12 protein-coding genes and 2 pseudogenes are annotated in these 17,818 nt (G+C 71.0%); 3 read left to right on the top strand and 11 right to left on the bottom strand.

All coding sequences use genetic code 11. From position 1 onward, the window contains the following. Positions 1-779: 779 nt before the first annotated feature. The 8 genes and pseudogenes from ACLBYD_RS05540 to eccCa all read right to left on the bottom strand — a co-directional run bounded on the left by ACLBYD_RS05540 (position 780) and on the right by eccCa (position 10,321). Positions 780-1,142 carry a hypothetical protein gene (locus tag ACLBYD_RS05540; protein WP_447815694.1) on the bottom strand — a complete coding sequence of 121 codons (363 nt, stop codon included), beginning with the start codon at positions 1,140-1,142 and terminating at the stop codon, positions 780-782. 118 nt (positions 1,143-1,260) lie between these two features. After that, entirely contained in the window at positions 1,261-2,601 is a 1,341-nt protein-coding gene (gene glmM / locus ACLBYD_RS05535) for a phosphoglucosamine mutase (protein WP_258258663.1), read from the bottom strand. Positions 2,602-2,753: 152 nt separating this feature from the next. Continuing rightward, positions 2,754-3,257: a 30S ribosomal protein S9 gene (rpsI, locus tag ACLBYD_RS05530; RefSeq protein WP_006550056.1), complete on the bottom strand. Its 504-nt coding sequence runs from the start codon at positions 3,255-3,257 to the stop codon at positions 2,754-2,756. Continuing rightward, the gene (rplM, locus tag ACLBYD_RS05525) at positions 3,254-3,697 is read right to left on the bottom strand and encodes a 50S ribosomal protein L13 (RefSeq protein WP_006550055.1); all 444 of its coding nucleotides are present in this window, start codon (positions 3,695-3,697) and stop codon (positions 3,254-3,256) included. Before rplM ends, rpsI begins: the two co-directional genes overlap by 4 nt. Positions 3,698-3,987: 290 nt before the next feature. Then, on the bottom strand, positions 3,988-4,278 hold the full coding sequence (locus tag ACLBYD_RS05520; protein WP_447815693.1) for a WXG100 family type VII secretion target: 291 nt from the start codon (positions 4,276-4,278) through the stop codon (positions 3,988-3,990). Between the two features lie 60 nt (positions 4,279-4,338). Beyond that, positions 4,339-4,692 carry a WXG100 family type VII secretion target gene (locus ACLBYD_RS05515; protein ID WP_229565273.1) on the bottom strand — a complete coding sequence of 118 codons (354 nt, stop codon included), beginning with the start codon at positions 4,690-4,692 and terminating at the stop codon, positions 4,339-4,341. 130 nt (positions 4,693-4,822) lie between these two features. Further along, complete coding sequence (locus tag ACLBYD_RS05510) at positions 4,823-6,337, bottom strand: type VII secretion-associated protein (protein WP_447815692.1); 1,515 nt, start codon at positions 6,335-6,337, stop codon at positions 4,823-4,825. Then, a pseudogene (eccCa, locus tag ACLBYD_RS05505) lies at positions 6,337-10,321 on the bottom strand (type VII secretion protein EccCa). Before eccCa ends, ACLBYD_RS05510 begins: the two are co-directional and overlap by 1 nt. Before the next feature lie 195 nt (positions 10,322-10,516). On the opposite strand from eccCa, the gene eccD reads away from it, so the two are divergent. After that, a complete protein-coding gene (gene eccD, locus ACLBYD_RS05500) occupies positions 10,517-11,968 on the top strand; it encodes a type VII secretion integral membrane protein EccD (RefSeq protein ID WP_447815691.1) in 1,452 nt (483 codons plus the stop codon). After that, a pseudogene (gene mycP, locus ACLBYD_RS05495) lies at positions 11,965-13,337 on the top strand (type VII secretion-associated serine protease mycosin). The gene eccD and the pseudogene mycP overlap by 4 nt, the downstream one beginning before the upstream one ends. A 1-nt stretch (position 13,338) precedes the next feature. Here mycP and eccB read toward each other — a convergent pair. Continuing rightward, positions 13,339-14,793, bottom strand: a complete 1,455-nt coding sequence (gene eccB, locus ACLBYD_RS05490; protein ID WP_447815690.1) for a type VII secretion protein EccB — start codon at positions 14,791-14,793, stop codon at positions 13,339-13,341. Between the two features lie 150 nt (positions 14,794-14,943). Here eccB and eccE point away from each other — a divergent pair, with 150 nt between their 5' ends. After that, on the top strand, positions 14,944-16,617 hold the full coding sequence (gene eccE / locus ACLBYD_RS05485) for a type VII secretion protein EccE (protein ID WP_447815689.1): 1,674 nt from the start codon (positions 14,944-14,946) through the stop codon (positions 16,615-16,617). Here eccE and ACLBYD_RS05480 read toward each other — a convergent pair. Together ACLBYD_RS05480 and ACLBYD_RS05475 are read right to left on the bottom strand one after the other, a co-directional pair. Further along, entirely contained in the window at positions 16,605-17,180 is a 576-nt protein-coding gene (locus ACLBYD_RS05480; RefSeq protein WP_447815688.1) for an NADPH-dependent FMN reductase, read from the bottom strand. The two genes, eccE and ACLBYD_RS05480, sit on opposite strands and share 13 nt — an antisense overlap. Beyond that, positions 17,177-17,782 carry a TetR/AcrR family transcriptional regulator gene (locus tag ACLBYD_RS05475; RefSeq protein ID WP_060654749.1) on the bottom strand — a complete coding sequence of 202 codons (606 nt, stop codon included), beginning with the start codon at positions 17,780-17,782 and terminating at the stop codon, positions 17,177-17,179. Before ACLBYD_RS05475 ends, ACLBYD_RS05480 begins: the two co-directional genes overlap by 4 nt. Positions 17,783-17,818 lie beyond the last annotated feature (36 nt).

Below are 17,818 nucleotides of genomic sequence, written 5' to 3'. Positions count from 1 at the left end.
ACCGGACGCGCCCACGGCCGCCCCGGCGCCCTCGGCGACGCGTTCGGCGGTCGCCGCCAGGTCGGTGACACTGCCGGCGATCCGGTGGCCGGCCTCCTCACACGCCCCGAACACCACGGCGACGGCGTCCCGGACCGCCGGGACCAGACGTTCTTCGACCCATCTCCGGCACTCGGCGGCAGGGTTGACCACGTCGCCACCGGGCGGGTCGCCCAGGTTGCTACCGGGCGGGTCGCCGAACCAGCGGGCATGCTCCTCCGGGCTCGGTCCGTGCGGGCCGCCGCTCGCTCCGGCGATGATCGTGTCGATCTCGTCCCTCGTGCGACCGTCGACGGCGCGTTCCGCGAGATCCCCGACGACGTGGGCCTTCTCACGCAACGCCGCGGCGATCACGGTGGCAGCCGACTCCAGAGCGACCGCGAGATCGGTCAGCGACGCACACAGCGCCACTCCGGAACGGACGGTGGCCGTCAGCTCGGCGCGAGCCCGGTCGGCGGCGGATCCGTCCCACGACTCGTCGAGTTGCTGCAGGAGGCGACGCTGTTCGTCGGTCCGACGACCGAGCGAGGTCGCGAGCGAGCGCGTCGTGGCGGCGTCGTCGGCGAGGGCGGGCAACGAGAGGGTTCGTTCCTCGTCGTAGCGTGCCCGGACGTCCGCGACGCAACAGCCGGACTCGAGCCCGAGAGTGTGCAGGGACTGCACGAGGTCGGTCAGACGGGCCAGGCCGGGCGCTCCCGCGTCGAGGATGTCGCCTGCGCTCTCGGGAGGGGTCCTCACGGCTACCGGGTCCCTGCGTCGCCGAACCCGACGCTGTCGAGTTCGGCACCGGTCACAGCGGTGAGGGCGATGCCGGTCGCGTCGTCCTGGTGCCGGTAGCTGTCCGCCGCCGCGCGCAATGCGTCGGCCTGCGCCTGCACGGTCGCCGCCCAGCTCTCACACGTAGCACGCATCCTGCGATATCCGGTCTCGACGCGGACGCCGGCCGACCGGTGCGTCGATCCGGCACCGGAGCCGTCGAAGACGAGACCGCCGAAGCCACGACGGATCTCGTCGTCGGCGTCCTCGGCGACCTCCGCGAGTCGTGCCGCGACGGCTCGCACCGCGTCGCCGTCGACCTTGATCGTGCTGTGCTGTGTGTCCATGTCCGCCCTTCACCCACCGAACCCTCTCGAAGGGTTAGGACGCAGCGCAGGGCGATCCGGTTCCACCGCAGCGTGACTGCGAGCGGAAACCGGCAGCGAAGGGCAGGGACCGCGCAGATCAGACGGCGGCGACGACTCCCGCGAGACGGTCGGCGACCGCCCGGGCGTGATCGTCGTCGGCGGCTTCGACCATGACGCGTACGAGCTGCTCGGTGCCCGACGGACGCAGCAGCACTCGGCCGGTCTCACCGAGTTCGCGCTCGGCCTCCGCGACCGCGTCCGCCACCGCAGGATCGTTCGCGACGGCGACCTTGTCGTGGACCCGCACGTTCACGAGGACCTGCGGAAGCGACGTCATCACCGAGGCGAGCTTCGCGAGCGGCAGACCCGTCGTGGCGATCCGCTCCATCAGGCGCAGGCCCGTGAGCACGCCGTCGCCGGTCGTACCGTGCGCGGGCAGGACGATGTGACCGGACTGCTCACCGCCGAGGCCGTAGCCACCGCGGCGGAGCTCCTCGAGCACGTAGCGGTCGCCCACGCCGACGGTGCGCACCTGAATCCCCGCCGCGCGCATCGCGAGATGCAGACCGAGATTGCTCATCACCGTGGCGACGAGGGTGTCGTCGGGAAGTTCACCGGCTTCGTGCATGCCGAGAGCGAGGATCGCCATGATCGCGTCGCCGTCGACCACCGTGCCGGTCGCATCGACGGCGAGGCATCGGTCGGCGTCGCCGTCGTGCGCGAGACCGAGGTCGGCGCCGTGCTCGAGCACGGCCTGCTGCAGCACGGACAGGTGCGTGGATCCGCAGCCGTCGTTGATGTTCAGTCCGTCGGGTTCGGCGTTGATCGCGATGACCGTGGCACCTGCGGCCGCGTAGGCGGCCGGGCCGGCCTGCGAGGCGGCGCCGTGCGCGCAGTCGACCACTACGGTCGTACCGGTGAGCGGCTTGTGCACGGCCGTCGCGAGATGCGCGAGGTAACGGTCGAGGGCGTCGGACACGACGCGCACCCGGCCGATGCCGGAGCCGGTGGGGCGTGCGGCGCTCTCGGCGTCGCCGTGCAGCACCGCTTCGATCCGGTCCTCGACCTCGTCGTCGAGCTTGTGCCCGCCGGCCGCGAAGATCTTGATGCCGTTGTCGGGCATGGGATTGTGCGACGCGGAGATCATCACGCCGAGGTCGGCGCCGTAGTCACCCGTGAGGTACGCGACCGCGGGGGTGGGCAGCACGCCCACCGACACCACGTCGACTCCGGCTGCGGTGAGTCCGGCCGTGACGGCCGCCTCGAGCATCTCCCCGCTCGCGCGTGGATCTCGACCCACGACCGCGACCGGTCGCCGCTCGGCACCCTGCGGGGCCAGGACCGCTGCCGCAGCGCCTGCCAGGCGTACTGCCAGCTCCAATGTGAGCTCGGCGTTGGCCAAGCCCCGGACTCCGTCGGTGCCGAACAACCGACCCATGTACACAGCCTCCCAGTCGTGTGCGGCCCCCGCCGCGGGTGTCGATAGAGGACAGAATGCACGAAAGCAGGCGCCGGTAGGAGATGTCTACCGACGCCTGCTCTCGTGGTGGAACAGGTGCCGACTCTGACGAAATCAGTGTCGGCGGCACATCAGCGCTTGGAGTACTGCGATGCCTTACGGGCCTTCTTCAGGCCGTACTTCTTGCGCTCGACGGCACGCGGGTCACGCGTGAGGAAGCCGGCACGCTTGAGCGCGGGGCGATCCTCGGGGGTGACCTCGGTGAGTGCACGCGCGATGGCGAGACGCAGCGCGCCGGCCTGGCCGGACGGACCGCCGCCGTGCAGGCGTGCGTGGATGTCGAACGACTCGGTGCGCTCGACCGTCACCAGGGGCGACTTCACGAGCTGCTGGTGCACCTTGTTCGGGAAGTAGTCCTCGATGGTGCGGCCGTTGAGGGTGAAGTTGCCGGTGCCGGGCACGAGGCGGACGCGGACGACAGCCTCCTTACGGCGACCGACGGTCTGGACCGGACGGTCGAACACGATCGGGGCAGCAGGTGCCTCGACGACGTCCTCGACGTACTCGTCTGCAGCGACCTCGACGTTCTCGACGTACTCTTCGGGGTTCACGTTCTGTTCCTCGGGCGTCGTCACTGTGCCACCTGCTTGATCTCGAACGGCACCGGCTGCTGCGCGGCGTGGGGGTGGTTCGGGCCCGCGTAGACCTTCAGCTTCTTCGCGATGGCGCGACCGAGCTTGTTCTTCGGGAGCATGCCGGTGACGGCCTTCTCCACGAGGCGGTCGGGGTTCTTCTCGAGAACCTCGCCGACGGAACGAGCCCGCAGACCGCCCGGGTGACCGGAGTGGCTGTAGAGGAACTTGTCGGTCCGCTTGTTGCCGGAGACGGCAACCTTGTCGGCGTTGATGATGACGACGAAGTCACCACCGTCGACGTGCGGCGCGAATGTGGGCTTGTGCTTGCCGCGGAGCAGGTTTGCCGCCTGCACCGCGAGGCGGCCGAGCACCACGTCGGTGGCGTCGATGACGTGCCACTGATGGGTCACGTCGCCGGCCTTCGGTGTGTACGTAGACACAGATCTTCCTCGTCTATCGTTTCGCTGCTGGCCTGCATGCCGACGGTTGCCACACCCGGCGGCCAGTTGGGACCCGGGAGAGGTGTTCGTCGCGCCACAGGGCACGACGACGTGCGACACGCCGAGGGGACACTCTACCGGGCGGACGCCGGGCCGGTCAAAGCGCCGCAGCAGCCCTGACCCTGTTCACCCCCGGCCGGAGCACCCCGGGAAGCAGCGGCACGTCCCGGCGGCCTCTCCACCACCGGGACGTGACAGCGCCGGATCGGTCCGGATCCGGCGGACCCGGATCAGCCCGGGAAGCGCTGCTGGTTCAGTCGCTCGACCTCCTGCATGTTGTCGTTACCGGTCGAGACCACCCGACCGATGTCGTGCAGCACCTGGATGAGGCCGGCCTCGGCCTCGTTCCAGCGCGCCTGCGTGGCGGCGTAGCGCTCCTGCGCCCCGCTGTCCCAGGTGGCGATGAGGGGCGCCACCTGCCCCTCGATGCGGTCGAGCGTCGCCTCGATCGCCTTCTGACCGGACACGAGCCGGGCGTGCAGGTCGGCGACGCCGGCGAAGTTCTGATAGATCTCGGACACGGATCGTTCTCCTTGTTCTCGAATGTGTGCCGGAGGGCTGTGTGCCGGAGGGGCCGGGGATCAGGTGAACGACCCGTTGAGCACCGAACCGCCATCGGGGTCGATCGCCGACAAGGACTGGGCCTGCTGGTCCTCGGCCGCGGCGTACGACCGTCCGCTGGTGCGCACGGCTTCTGCCAGTTCGTCCAGGGCGTTCGACAGCTTGGTGTGGTTGACGTTCCAGCGCTCCATGATTCCGGCGAACTGTTCCGCCGAGCGGCTCCGCCAGACCGACGGCGCGGACTGCACCACGCCCGTCAGACGACCGAGGATCGCGTCGAGTTCGGCGCGGGAGTCCTGGAGTTGTCCCGCGACGACCTCCATGGTCGCCACATCGGTGGTGAGGTGATTCGAATTGCCGGTCGGTTGGGTCAACGGCGTACTCCTTCGCTCGTGCGTGGATCATCCGGCTCGGCGTCGAGCCGGTCCTGGCTCCTACATCTGGTTGGACGCACCCGATCCGGTATCGGTTCCGCGCCTTCCGAAATTCGTGGACCTTCTTTTCTCACCCGACCCGGAGGGTGTGGACGGCCTGCTCGCATTCACTGCGGATACGGGTCCATTCCTCCTCGAGGTACTGGCATCCCACGGAGACCTGAAGTCCGGGGAAGACCAGGACCGACCACCGCACCACCGAGTAGTCGTCGGGAACCTCGGTGTACGCCACGACCTTGCGGTCGGCGAAGGTCGTGTCGGTGTCGAGGTCGCGGATGACCGGTGCACGTTCGGCGGCCCGCTCCGCCAACGCGGAGGCGACCGAGCGCTCGTCGGTCCCGTCGGGAAGATCGCGGTACACGACCAGGATCCGGCGATCGGTTCCGCCGACCGGTATCAGTTCCGCGCGCCCCTCGGGCACGGTCGCGGGGTCGCGGACGCGCCAGCCCTCCGGCAGGTCGAGGTGCAGCGGACCGGCGTCGATCCGCGTCGACGGGGAGGGACCGGCGGCGGCGGCCGCCTCTGGCTCACGAGCGTCGGTCGGTGTCTCCTCTGCAGCAACGACTTCCGGTGGAGCCGGGACCTCCGCGTCTCCGCCTTCTCCGGTGAGAAGCAGCCACAGGAAGATCGCAGCGGCGAGCAGGAACGGAATCACCGCCCCGGCGACGACCAGCGCGGGCACCGTGCCGGCCCGCCCGGCACGAGGGGGATCCGGGCGTGCGCGCACCTCGCTGAGCCACGGCAGTGTCCTGTCGGGTCCGTCGGTCATCGGAGCGATGGCCGGGGCTCTCGCGGTCCCTCCGGTTCCGGCCGGTGGCGCCGGAGGGCCGGTCACGGCGCCGAGCATCTCCGAGGCCGCGACGGGCAGGACCCGCCGACCCGCACCCACGAGATCGTCTGCAAGAGCGAAGGATTCGACACCGGACGGTTCGCCCGGGCCGCCGGTCACCACCACGACCTCCGGCCCTGCCCCGCCGCACACCGAGGTCAGCAGGTTCTCGAGTCGCATCGCGGCGTCCGGGGAGTGCACCGACAGACCCGGATCGCGTGCGAGTCGTTCGACGGTCGGCCCGTCGGGTCCTGGCGGAGCGATGCTCACGGCGGTGACTCCCCCGGCGGCGAATTCGAGCACCGCACACCGCTCGTGCGGCGCAGGATCGGCGGCGCGCGCGGCGGCCACGGCGACCGGGAGCAGGATCGTATCGCCTGCGACCTGCCGCACGGCGGTCCGGAAGAGATCGCGGCGCCGCTCGTTCCACCAGGTCGGGTGTATCGCGCACGCCACCCCGCAGGTGTCCGGTGCACCCACGGTCGCTGCGGCGTAGGAGACTAGCCCGCTCAGCAGTTCTCCGAGTTCGGTTTCCCCTTTGACCGCGGTCGCATCCACGAGTTCCGTGACATCCATGAGGCCTGCGACGCCGGCCGGCTCCGACGGTTCCTCCGCTGCCGCTCCGTAGACCCGTCGGTCGCCGAGATCCGCGGCGAGAGCGGGCACGCTGCGCGTGGTTCCGGGCCATCCGATGTGGACGGATCCGGGTGTCAGCGTGAACGCGACCGCGACGACCGTCTCGTCCCGGAGCGCCATCACACCTCCGGCGCCCACGCGGTCTGGACGAGCGCCGTGCCGTCGCGTCGTACGAGTGTGCCGCGGCCCGGCGGCACCGGCGACGGACGGACCGCGCCGACGAGCGCTCCCTCGTCGCGGCTACCGCTCATGATCAGGCCCGGAGTCGACAACTCCCGCAGACGCCCGAGGATCGGTTCGTACATCGCGCGTCCGGCACCACCCGAGCGACGCGCGACCACCAGGTGCAGGCCGATGTCGCGTCCCTGCGGGAGATAGTCGAGCAACGGCAGCAGCGGATTCTGGCCCGAGGTGGCGACCATGTCGTAGTCGTCGATCACCACGAACACTTCGGGTCCGGTCCACCACGATCGATCGCGCAGCTGTTGTTGCGTCGTGTCGGGGCCCGGCAGCCGGCGCTCGAAGATGCCGGCGAGTTCGCGGACCATGGCTGCGAGGACCGTTGCCGACGGGGCGTATCCCCCGAGATGGTCGCCGCCCACGACACCGAGCAGCGTGCGGCGGTAGTCGCCGACGATGATCCTGGTCTGCGCACCGCTGCCGGCTTCGACCAGTCCGCGGCACAGCCCTCGCAGCAGATTGGTCTTGCCGCACTCCGAGTCGCCGAAGATCAGCAGGTGCGGATGGTCGGTGAAATCCACCGATACGGGCGCGAGTTCGGATTCGTCGATGCCGATCGGGACGGAGAGCCGGGCCGCCGGGGACGCGTCGGCCGGTGGCGGCCACCCTGAGGGCAGAGCTGTGAGAAGGTCGGGCCGGTCGATGCGTTCGGGCAGCATGCGCACCGGCGGCGCCGAACGCCCCGGCGTGGCAGCACGGACGGCCTCGACCGCCGCTGCGACGCCGACCGCGAGATCGGCCGGATCGGAGCTTCCGTCCACCCGGGGCAGCGCCCCCAGGATGTGCAGGCCATCGCGGTCGATACCGCGTCCCGGCCGCCCTTCCGGCACCATCGCCGCTCTCTTTCGGCCGTACTCGGAGTCGGACGGGTCGCCGAGGCGGAGTTCGAGCCGCGTACCCAGCAGATCGCGCATGGCGGGCCTCACGTCACCCCAGCGCGGGGCGCTGAGCACCACGTGGATGCCGTAGGACAGACCCTGGGCGGCCAGGATCCCGATCGTCTGTTCCAGTGCCTCGAAGTCCTGCCGGATGCTCGGCCAACCGTCGACGACGAGGAAGACGTCGCCGAACGGATCGCCGGTGGCCGGTGCGACCGCGTCGGCGCGCATCCGCCGCAGCTGAGTCATGGACTCGATGCCGTTCTCGGCGAAGGACCGTTCGCGACGACGCAGCAGCGACATCATCTCCGCGACCGTGCGGCGCACCCGGTCGGTGTCGTGCCGCCCCGCGACGGAACCGACGTGCGGCAGGCCGGCCAGACCGGACAACGTGCCACCACCGAAATCGAGACCGTAGAACTGCACCTGTTCGGCGGTGTGCGTGAGGGCCATCGACAGGACGAGGCTGCGCAGCAGTGTGGACTTCCCGGACTGCGGGCCGCCGACCACCACGACGTTGCCGGCCGACCCGGAGAGGTCGACCACCAGCGGGTCGCGGCGTTGCTCGAACGGCCGGTCGACGACACCGACGACGGTGCGCAGGGTTGCGTGACGCGGCACGTCGCCGGTGAGCACCGATCTGGGCAGCAGCATGTCGAGCGACGGGGAGTCGTCGAGCGGAGGAAGCCACACCTCGTGCGCCGGTGTTCCGTGCCCCCGCATCCGGTCGACGACCACCTCGAGCACGCTCCGACCGTCGCCCGCGGGAAGAACCGGGAGCGACTCCGTGACCGGGGCGGGCGGGCCGGCGTCGACCGGCACCGCCCGCGCGGTGAAGAGCCGGGGCCGGGACGTGCCGGCCGGCACCGCCGATCGGGTGCGCCGGGTGGGGCGGCCGGGCTCGTACGGTCCCGAGACGTACGCCGCGGAGAACCGCTGGATGTCGGCGGAATCGGTCCGCAGATATCCGGCGCCGGGTGTCGACGGCAGGTGGTAGGCGTCGGGAACGCCGAGAACGCTCCGCGATTCGTTTGCGGAGAAGGTCTTCAGGCCGATGCGGTACGACAGGTGGCTGTCGAGACCGCGGAGGCGACCCTCGTCGAGTCGTTGGCTGGCGAGCAGCAGGTGCATGTGCAGCGACCGGCCCAGACGTCCGATCGCCGCGAAGAGGTCGGCGAAGTCGGGCTGTTGAGAGAGCAGTTCGGAGAACTCGTCGACCACGATGAACAGCGCGGGCAGCGGGTCGAGCGGTGCACCTGCCGCCCTGGCCTTCTCGTAGTCGCCGACGTTGGCGAAGTTGCCTGCGGTCCGGAGCAGTTCCTGGCGGCGGTTCATCTCGCCTTCGAGGGCGTCCTTCATGCGGTCGACCATCGCGATCTCGTCGGCGAGGTTGGTGATCACCGCCGCGACGTGCGAGATCCGGTCCAGACCGAGGAAGGTCGCGCCGCCCTTGAAGTCCACAAGGACCAGGTTGAGTGCCTCCGGTGGGTGCGTCGCCACGAGACCGAGGACCAGCGTCCGCAGGAATTCGCTCTTCCCCGATCCGGTTGCGCCGATGCACAGTCCGTGCGGTCCCATCCCGTTCTCGGCGGCCTCCTTGAGGTCGAGTTCGACGGGCGCACCGTCGATGCCGACACCGATCGGTACCCGCAGGCGGTCGCGCCCGCGGCGCGGCACCCATGCCTGCGCGGGGTCGAAGCGGGCCACGTCCCCGAGGCCCAGCAGCTCCTGCCAGCTCGACGGCCGGTCGTCGCCGGCGCTCTCGTCCACCGCTCCGCTCGTCACCCGGTACGGCGCGAGCAGTCTGGCCAGCGTCTGTGCCTGCGGAGTCCCGATGCCNNNCGGCATCGGCGAAGATGTCGACGTCGGTGCCGGTGGCGACCCCGACCCGTCCGTCCTCGACCACCAGGCGCAGGCCGCGCGTCGCGCTGAGCCGCGTGGCGTAACCGGAGAGGTCGAGCACGGTCACTGCGTCGAGACCGTCGTCGAGCACCCCCGAACCCGATCCCGTGACCCCGCCGTCGACGACCACGACGAGGTGCACGGCCCCCTCGGTGGCCGGGGCGTTCCGGACGAATCTGCTACGACCGGCGAGGACCGCCGCGAGATCGGTCTCGAGTTCGAACAGCGAACCGAACACCGTGCGTGCACTGCCCGCACCGTCGCGCAGGACCGGGTTCTGCGCGTGCGGCAGCCACTTGATCCATTCCCATTCCGCAGCGGTGTCGGGCCCGCACACGACGGCGACCTGCAGCGTATCGGGACCGTGGAAGGTGCACGCCTGCGCGAGCATCCCCCGAGCGAGCGAGCGCGCCGCGCTGCGATCGCCCTCGATGCCGATCGCCGCGAAACCCCGCAGCGACACAGCCGTGGGCAGCGCCTGCACCACCGAGTGCGCGCGCACGAACCTGCGCAGCGACAGGGCGGCGACGGGTTCGAGATCCTCGACCGGTCCGGTGTCCGGAGGCACGAGTCGGGTCGCGAGTCGCTGCCCGCCGCGCCCCACCCTGAGGTGACCGAAGTCGGGATCGGTGCTGCGCCGCTCCCACATCCGGACGGTGCCGGCGAGGGTCCACAGCAGGGCCGGGTCGGGATGCGACCATTCGAGCGCCCGACGTTGTTCGTGCGCCGTCTCGGTGACCTCGCGCCGGAGCTGGTCGAGATAGCGCAGATAGTCCTTGCGGTCCTCGTTCGCCTCGGCGGTCTTCGTTCCCCCGCTGCGACCACCGTTGGCGAGCATGCCCACCAGGGACACGACCATCATGAGCGGGAAGATCATCGCCATGGGGCTGCGTGCGGCGCCGGTGGTGAACATCAGCGCGACCATCCCGATCATCGCCGCGACCATCACGAGCGGGAGCAGTCTGGTCACCAGATTGCCGGGCGTGGCCCGGGGAATGTCCGGTGGCGGTTGGACACTCACCTCGCCGCTGGGAGCGCGCGGTGCCTCCCGCCGTGCTCTGCGTACGAAACGCACGGTACTCACGTTCGTCACCCCCCGGAACGCCGTCGGCCGCCCCCTACGGCCCCACGGTCGTGGAAGACTAACCCATGGCTGCGACCTTCCGTGCTCCTGTTCGCCCCTCGGTCCCTCGACGGACAACTCGGGCACGACACCGGTCGGGACGATGTCGTATGGTCTGCGTCGTTCGGACTGCAGTGACGGGGGGAACCGAGGCCGATGACATCTGTGCGTGCGCGATCCGAGACCCCGGGGCAGGTGGGCGCCCCGGATCTGTGCCGGATCACCGTGCTCGCCCGCCACACCGAGGTCGATCTCGCACTGCCCCTCGGCGTTCCGGTGGCGCTGCTGCTCCCGGGGATCGTGGATCTCGTCGCCGGCCACCGGCCCGACAACGACTTCGACGCGACACCCGAACGCACGGAACCCGACGGCTGGGCGCTCGCCCGGATCGGTCGGGCCCCGCTGTCCGGTGCGCTGAGTCTCGACGAGCACGGCGTCCGCGACGGGGAGATCCTCGTCCTGGAGGACGCCGGATCCCCCGCTCCTCCACCGTTGTTCGACGACGTCATGTACAGCGTCGCGGCCTCGGACCGGACCACGACGCCGTGGGGTGCGGGCCCGTCGGGTCTCATCGCGGCCGTCCTGGGTCCGGTCGCCCTCGCCGCGGGCTGCGTACCGTTGCTGTTCCTGCCCGACGGCGCGAGCCGTCTCGCCCTCGGAGCCGTGTGCGCCGCGCTGCCTCTCCTGGTGCTGCTCGCTGCAGGCATCCTCGCCCGGCTCCACGACGATCGACGAACCGCGACCGCGCTGCTGTGGTGCACCTTCCCGCTCGCAGCGACGGCCGGTGCGCTGCTCGTTCCCGGCGAATCGCCGGCGCCGCGTCTCGTCCTCGCCGCGGCACTGACCGGTGCGGTCGCGGTGCTCGCCGTGCGTGCCACCCGCATCGGTCTCGCACCGTGCACGGCGGTCGCCGCGACCGCCGTGGGTGTCGTCGTGACGGCCACCCTCGCATCGACCACCGATCTCGAGGCGCGCGCCCTCGGGGCCGGAACGGTGGTGGTGGCGCTGCTGCTCGCCGGCACGGCACCACGCCTCGCGGCGATGCTCGCGAAACTTCCCATCCCTCCTGTCCCCGCTCCGGGCGCTCCGCTCGAACCGGAGACCCCCGAGAGCAGCGTGTCCGGGTTGCCGTCACCGGCAGAGCTCGAGCACCGTGCGAATCGGGCACGGAGCGCGCTCACCGGGATCGTCCACGCCGTCGTCCTACTCACGGCGGGCGGAGCGTGGTGCGCCGCGTTCCCGTGGGACGGAGAGGTGTCCGTGCCCGCGGTAGCACTGGCCGTGGCGTCGGCCGTGGTCCTGGTCTTCCGAGGCCGCACCTACACCGCGACCGCGCAGGCGGCTCCCCTCGTGGCCGGTGGCGCGGTACTGCTGCTCGGGCTGCTCGTCGGTGCGGCAGCGAGCGAAGCGTTGCCGCCGTGGGCGGTGTTCGCATCCGCTACGGGTCTCGCGTGTGCCGGTTTCCTCTTCGGTGTGGTCGCGCCGCGACGGACGTTCACCCCGGTACAACGCCGGATAGCCGAGATCGCGGAGTACGCGACCATCGCCACCGTCGTGCCGTTGGCCTGCTGGGTCGCCGGTGTGTACGCAGCGATCCGCGGACTGTGACGGTGCGGCTGTCACACCGGTTCGCGGTCCTGGCCCTCGCCGCCCTGGTAGCGACCACCACTCCGGGGCTCGCGACCGCCGCGCCGCCGGTGCCCGATCCGGCGCAACTGCCCGCCGGCGCGACGCCTGCGCCTCCCGAGGCCACCGAGATGCGGGTGTTGTGCGCGGAACTGCCGGATGCTCCGGACGGGCCGCAGATCCCTCGGGCACAACGCATCCTCGACTTCGCGTCCGTGTGGCCGATCACTCGGGGAGCGGGGCAGGTGGTCGCCGTCATCGACACCGGGGTCCATCCGCATCCGCGGTTGCCGGCCCCGAGGCCGGGTGGCGACTACGTGTCCACGGGTGACGGCACCGAGGACTGCGACGCGCACGGCACCCTCGTCGCCGGCCTGATCGCGGCGCGGCCGACACCCGGATCGGGTTTCGCCGGTGGCGCACCCGAGGTCGGGATCATCGCCATCCGCCAGTCGAGCGGCCATTTCTCCGACCGCTCCCGATCGGACGACGATGCCGCGCGCAACGCCTCCGGATACGGCGACGTGCGGACCCTCGCGGCGGCCGTCAGGCAGGCGGTGGATCTCGGCGCCACCGTCGTCAACATCTCCGAGGTCGCCTGCCGGACGGTCGCCGAGGGCCTCGTCGACGGTCCGCTGGGAGCGGCGGTGCAGTACGCGACGGATGTACACGACGCGGTCGTCGTCGCGGCGGCCGGCAACACCGACACCTGCCGCGAAGGCAATCCGCGCTCGGCGGATCCGACCGATCCCGGTGCCGATCCGTGGGATTCGGTCGTCACCCTGGCATCACCGGCCTGGTACGACGAGTACGTCCTCACCGTCGGCGCGGTCGAGGACGACGGCACACCGGCCGAGTACAGCCTGCCCGGGCCGTGGGTCGACGTCGCCNCGCCGCTCCCGGGAGCGGGCTCGTCTCACTCAATCCCGGCACCGACGGTCTGGCCGACCTGATCCCCGGCCCCCAGGGCGGCAGACCGGTGTCCGGGACGAGTTTCGCGGCGCCGCTCGTCGCGGCGACGGTCGCGCTGGTGCGCTCGCGGCACCCGCAGTTGTCCGCCCGAGAGGTGATGACGCGCATCGAGAGCACCGCCCACTCCCCCGCGGAAGAATGGAATCCGCAGGTGGGGCACGGGGTCGTCGACCCGCTCGCCGCCGTCACCGCGCCGCTGCCGGCCGAGCGCGCGGAGCCGATGCCGGCGGTTGCCGTCGCCGAGCCGACTCCTCCCCCGGTACCGGATCACCGGCCGCGCACCATCGCACTGATCTCGGCTGCAGCCGTGATCGCCGCGACCGCCCTCGTTCTCGTCCTCACTGCACCGGCACGACGACTCGCCCGATCACGGACCTGAATCAGTTGCCCGCCCGGACGGGGACCGCCTCCGGGTCGGCGGCGACACCGTCGTGTGCGAGCAGCGCCTGTTCCCGGCCGAGCGCGGGTCCCGGAGCGAGCAACTGCAGGATGGGCCACGGGACCCGGGCGGGTGGATCCGTGAAGCCGAGTGCCGCAGCGGCGTCCGCATCGGTGATGCCGTACCGCACACCGGTGTCGGCGACGTAGAACAACGAACCGAGACGGTCGGTGTCCGAGGTCAGCGAGGTGGTCTGCACGTATCTGCCGCGGCCCGGCGGGATGTGGATCGCGTCGACCTGCGGTCCGGCATCGTCCGCCTGGGCCGGGACCACGGGCACGGCGTCCTTGCCGGTGGGCAGGGCCGTCCCCGCGGACAACCGCAGAGCCGAGCGGTGCCGGTCGTCCTCGCCCGTGCCCGGCTGCCAGGTGGAGCACGCCACGGGCCTCTCCCCCGGATCGACGATGCGCGGGACGACCTCGGGAAAGGTGTCGACCGGCAGTTCGTGCACGACCGGCGCGGCCGCGAGGACGTCGGGTGGAACCACCGGAATCTCGGGTGCTCCTTGCGAATCCGAGAAGTGGATGAGATGTGCGGTGGCCCGCGAGACCTCCTGAACACCGTTCTCGAGCACAACATGGAAACTCTGGCCGTCCGGTTCGGACACCGCGACGACCGACCCGACTCGCACACCCGGGATCGACATGCCCGGGACACCTCCGGCGCCGGTGATGACGGGTGCCGTCAGCTTCGGCGACTCCGGCACGGCGGCGAGCAGTCCGGGACTCGCGGGGCGCGCACGGGAGACGTCGATGCCCAGCAGGCGCACGAGCGACCGGTCGTTCGGGTCGATCTCGGCGCGTCTGCCCTCGTAGAGCAGGTGGTATCTGCCGTCCGCGGCCACGAGGAGCGCTTCGTCGTCGGCGAGCACCGAGTCTGCCCGGTGGTCGGGTGTGCCGGCGAGCACGACGGTGGTCGAGGACTGCAGACCGTTCGGGTCGGCGACGTCGCACACCGTCCACGGCACCTCCTCTGCATCGTGGACCAGGGAGGCCGGCGCACCCGGGATCCCCACCAGCGGTCCGCGTGGTCGTGTCGTCAGTTCCTCGTCGGCCACGACCGCCGGTTCGGCGGGCGATCCGAGGATCAGCCGCGCCGACGCGAGATTCAGGACGGGATGGAAGGTCGTGTCGATCGCGACGTAGAGCGCACCGGAGTCGCGTCCGACGACGACGGAGGCATCACCGATCCGGTCCTGGGGCCGGAACAAAGCAAGGGCGGCACAGCCTCCCAGTACGACACACGCGACGACGACTCCGACGACGAGCGCCCGGAACTGGGAACGCATGGGATCGTGGATCATTCGTACGTCGCCCCGCACCAACGCATGATCCATGCGTCGTGCCAGGAAACGGTATCCACTGACCTGCCACCGCGTGGTCGGTTGCGCTGCCATCGATCTCCCCCCGTACGGCACGCTGTCTGGCGCAACACAGTACAGTCCTGTCGGGCGCTCACCACACGCGCTCCGCGCGGTCAGGGGGAAGGTCGGCACCGCGCCGGAATCATTGCCGGCCGTCGTTCGGGGGGATCGATGCAACGGACCGTGTCCGAGTCGGAGGATTCACGGATCAGCACAGCGCCCACCGGTGCACGGATCAGCACAGCAGCAGGTGATGCGAGAAGCCGTGTCGCCGTGCGGCTCGTGGGTGCGCAGTGCGTGGCCGTCCTCGTGTGGGCGCTGGCGGTGGTGTCGGGGGCGTCCGCGTGGGTGGCCTGCGCGATCGCCGTGCCACCGGCCGCGCTGTGCCTCGTGCGGATCGGCGGGCGCGGCACAGCCGAATGGATCGCGACCGTTCTGCGCCGACGCCCGGACGATGTCTCCGTCTCGGGTGTCCTCCGCGACTTCCACGTCGGGTCGGCGGTCCCGGTGGGGGTGCGATGGGACGGCCCGTACGCGACCGTGGTTCTCGAACCGTCCTCACCGGCCGGCGCGATCACCCGACTCGGGCGCGACAGCGAGGAGACGGGGCGAACGCTCCCCCTCGACGCGATCGCCGCCTGCCTGTACCGGCACGACGTCGTCCTGGACGGGATCGATGTCGTGGTGCAGGGGCGCCGGGTTCGCGACTCGACCCCCGCGGGGCAGGCCTACGCACAGTTGCTGGGCCCGCTTCCCGCCGCGGCCGAACGCACGGTGCGGGTGGTGCTCCGACTCGACGTCACGTCCTGCACGGCCGCTGCCGCCCGTCGGGGCGGAGACTCCGAGGGTGCCGCCCGGACCGTCGTCGCGGCGGCGCGGCGCGTGATCCGCGCGCTCGGCGACGCCGGGTACGGTGCGCGACTGCTCACCGCGAGCGAGATCGAACAGGCCGCGCTGCGCATCTCCCACTGGGTCCCGGCGACGGAGTGGGTCCCGACGCACCGGCACGTCGCCCTGTCCTCCGCCTTCGACTCGGGCGGCGCCTTCGACCCCCGACGGATCGACCGCCACCACACGGCGGCGATCTGGTCGCATCCGACCCTGGCGTCGACACTGGTCCTCCGGTTGCGACCGGGTGATGACGGGTCGGTTCGGGTCGGGGCGCTGGCACGGTTCACCACGCGCGAGGCGGACGTCCCCTCGGTGGCCGGACTGCTCCCGGCGTACGGACGTCACGCCGAACTCCTCACAGCGGCACTGCCCCTCGGGGTTCCGCAGCTGGAGGACCGGCTTCCGTTGCGCGAATCGCGCACCGGGGAACTCGACGCCCTCGCTCTTCCGGCCGGTGGGTGTGGGCAGCTCGTCGGATCGGACGACGCCGGTCGCGCCGTCACCGCGCGTCTCACCGGTCCCGGAGTCCGCTCGGTCCACATCGCGGGTGAGTTGTATCTCGCCCAGCAGGTGGTCTTCCGCGCCGTCGCGGTGGGGGCGCGGGTCGTCGTCCACACCGACCGGCCCGGCGCGTGGCGCGGCCTGGTCGGATCCGCGGCCGGACCCGACCGGTTGCGTCTGGCGGGCGAGTACGCGGGCGACCGCGATTTCGACACGGTCGTCTACGACGGCGTCCCGCCCACCTCGTCCATGCCGCACGCGACCGCGATCCACGTGCACATCCACCCGGACGGATGGCCGCGCGAGCGCCCCACGGTGTCGTTGCTCCAACCCGGAGCGGCCGGGGACCGTGTCGTGCTCACGGCGGGCGACGAACGCACGCCTCTCACCCTCGTGACGATCGCGGCGGAGAGCACCCATCTCGGCAGGTCGCGCATGCCGGATCCGGCGCCTCAGCCGGGATAGCGGTCGAGAGCGGTTCCGGCGCGGACGGTGCGTGCCCACCAGGCGATCTGGTCGAGCATGCGTTCCGCGCCGTCGATCGCGGCCTCGTCCGTGGTGGTGCCGTCGGCAGCGAAGGCGTGCTTGACGCGGTGGAAGCTCACCGACTGCCGCACCGGCACCATGTGGACCTCGACGACGACCTGCCGCAACTGCTCGACCGCGCGCAATCCGCCGGACAGGCCACCGTAGGAGACGAATCCGACCGGCTTGGTGCGCCATTCGTGCTTGACGGTGTCGATGGCCGTCTTCAGCGCGGCGGGATAACCGTGGTTGTACTCGGAGGTCACCACCACGAAGGCATCCGCAGCACCGATGCGACGCGTGAAGGCGTCGGCGTCGGGCCCGCCCGAGAGGTCCTGCGGGAGCGGAGTCTCGGCGAGATCGAGGACGCCGACGTCGAACTCGGGCCGACGCCGCGCGGTGGCCGCGAACCAGTCTGCGACGACCGGGGCGATGCGACCGGCGCGGACACTCGCGACGACGACCTCGAGGCGGGTCGGATCGTTCGGTGCAGCCGTGGTCATAGGGTCGATCGTAGGTGCGGTGCGGCCGAGAGCCCATGCGCGAGCAGCGCGGCGAGTTCCCGGTAGGCACGTGCGTCCTCGAGACCGGTCGCCTCGGCCACCTGTCGTTGCTGGATGCGGACCATGACCGAGGCGACGACGTCGGCGACGAAGGCCGCGTGGACGTCGCGCAGTTCGCCGGCCGCAACTCCCTCGGAGATGAGCTGGCGGACGCGGTCGGCGGCGAACCGGGTGTTGCGTTCGTAGACCTCGCGCGCGACCGGCGTGTGGGCGATGTCCTCCATGAACCGCGTGGAGGCGGGTTCGAGTTCGCGCCCCACGGCCTCGAGATAGGCACCGATGCGAGCCTGGGCGTCCGCGGCCCGCGCGACGTCGGCCTCCACCCGTTCGGCGGCACCCTTGAAGAAGTGGACGGTCGCCGCGTAGACGAGCCGGTCCTTGTTCTCCGCGAGTGCGTAGAGCGTCGATTTCGAGCAGCGCAGACGCGCGGCGATGTCGTCGAGGGTCAGGTGCGCGAAGCCTTCTGCCAGGAACAACGCGACCAGATCGTCGAACAGTTGCGCCTGCCGGGCGGTGGGTCGCCGGCTACCGACTCTTGCCATACCCAGAACAGTACTGGAGTATCGTTCTCAGTACTA

The sequence above is a fragment of the Rhodococcus sp. C26F genome (assembly GCF_053345925.1).
The sequence above is the reverse complement of the archived record's forward strand: the minus strand, read 5'-3'. Positions and strand labels throughout refer to the sequence as shown.

What these genes read in the sequence shown, in the direction of transcription:
- ACLBYD_RS05480 (WP_447815688.1), bottom strand. Translation starts at nt 17,180, where the DNA reads ATGACCACGGCTGCACCGAACGATCCGACCCGCCTCGAGGTCGTCGTC.
- glmM (WP_258258663.1), bottom strand. Translation starts at nt 2,601, where the DNA reads ATGGGTCGGTTGTTCGGCACCGACGGAGTCCGGGGCTTGGCCAACGCC.
- ACLBYD_RS05510 (WP_447815692.1), bottom strand. Translation starts at nt 6,337, where the DNA reads ATGGCGCTCCGGGACGAGACGGTCGTCGCGGTCGCGTTCACGCTGACA.
- ACLBYD_RS05475 (WP_060654749.1), bottom strand. Translation starts at nt 17,782, where the DNA reads ATGGCAAGAGTCGGTAGCCGGCGACCCACCGCCCGGCAGGCGCAACTG.
- eccD (WP_447815691.1), top strand. Translation starts at nt 10,517, where the DNA reads ATGACATCTGTGCGTGCGCGATCCGAGACCCCGGGGCAGGTGGGCGCC.
- ACLBYD_RS05540 (WP_447815694.1), bottom strand. Translation starts at nt 1,142, where the DNA reads ATGGACACACAGCACAGCACGATCAAGGTCGACGGCGACGCGGTGCGA.
- eccB (WP_447815690.1), bottom strand. Translation starts at nt 14,793, where the DNA reads ATGGCAGCGCAACCGACCACGCGGTGGCAGGTCAGTGGATACCGTTTC.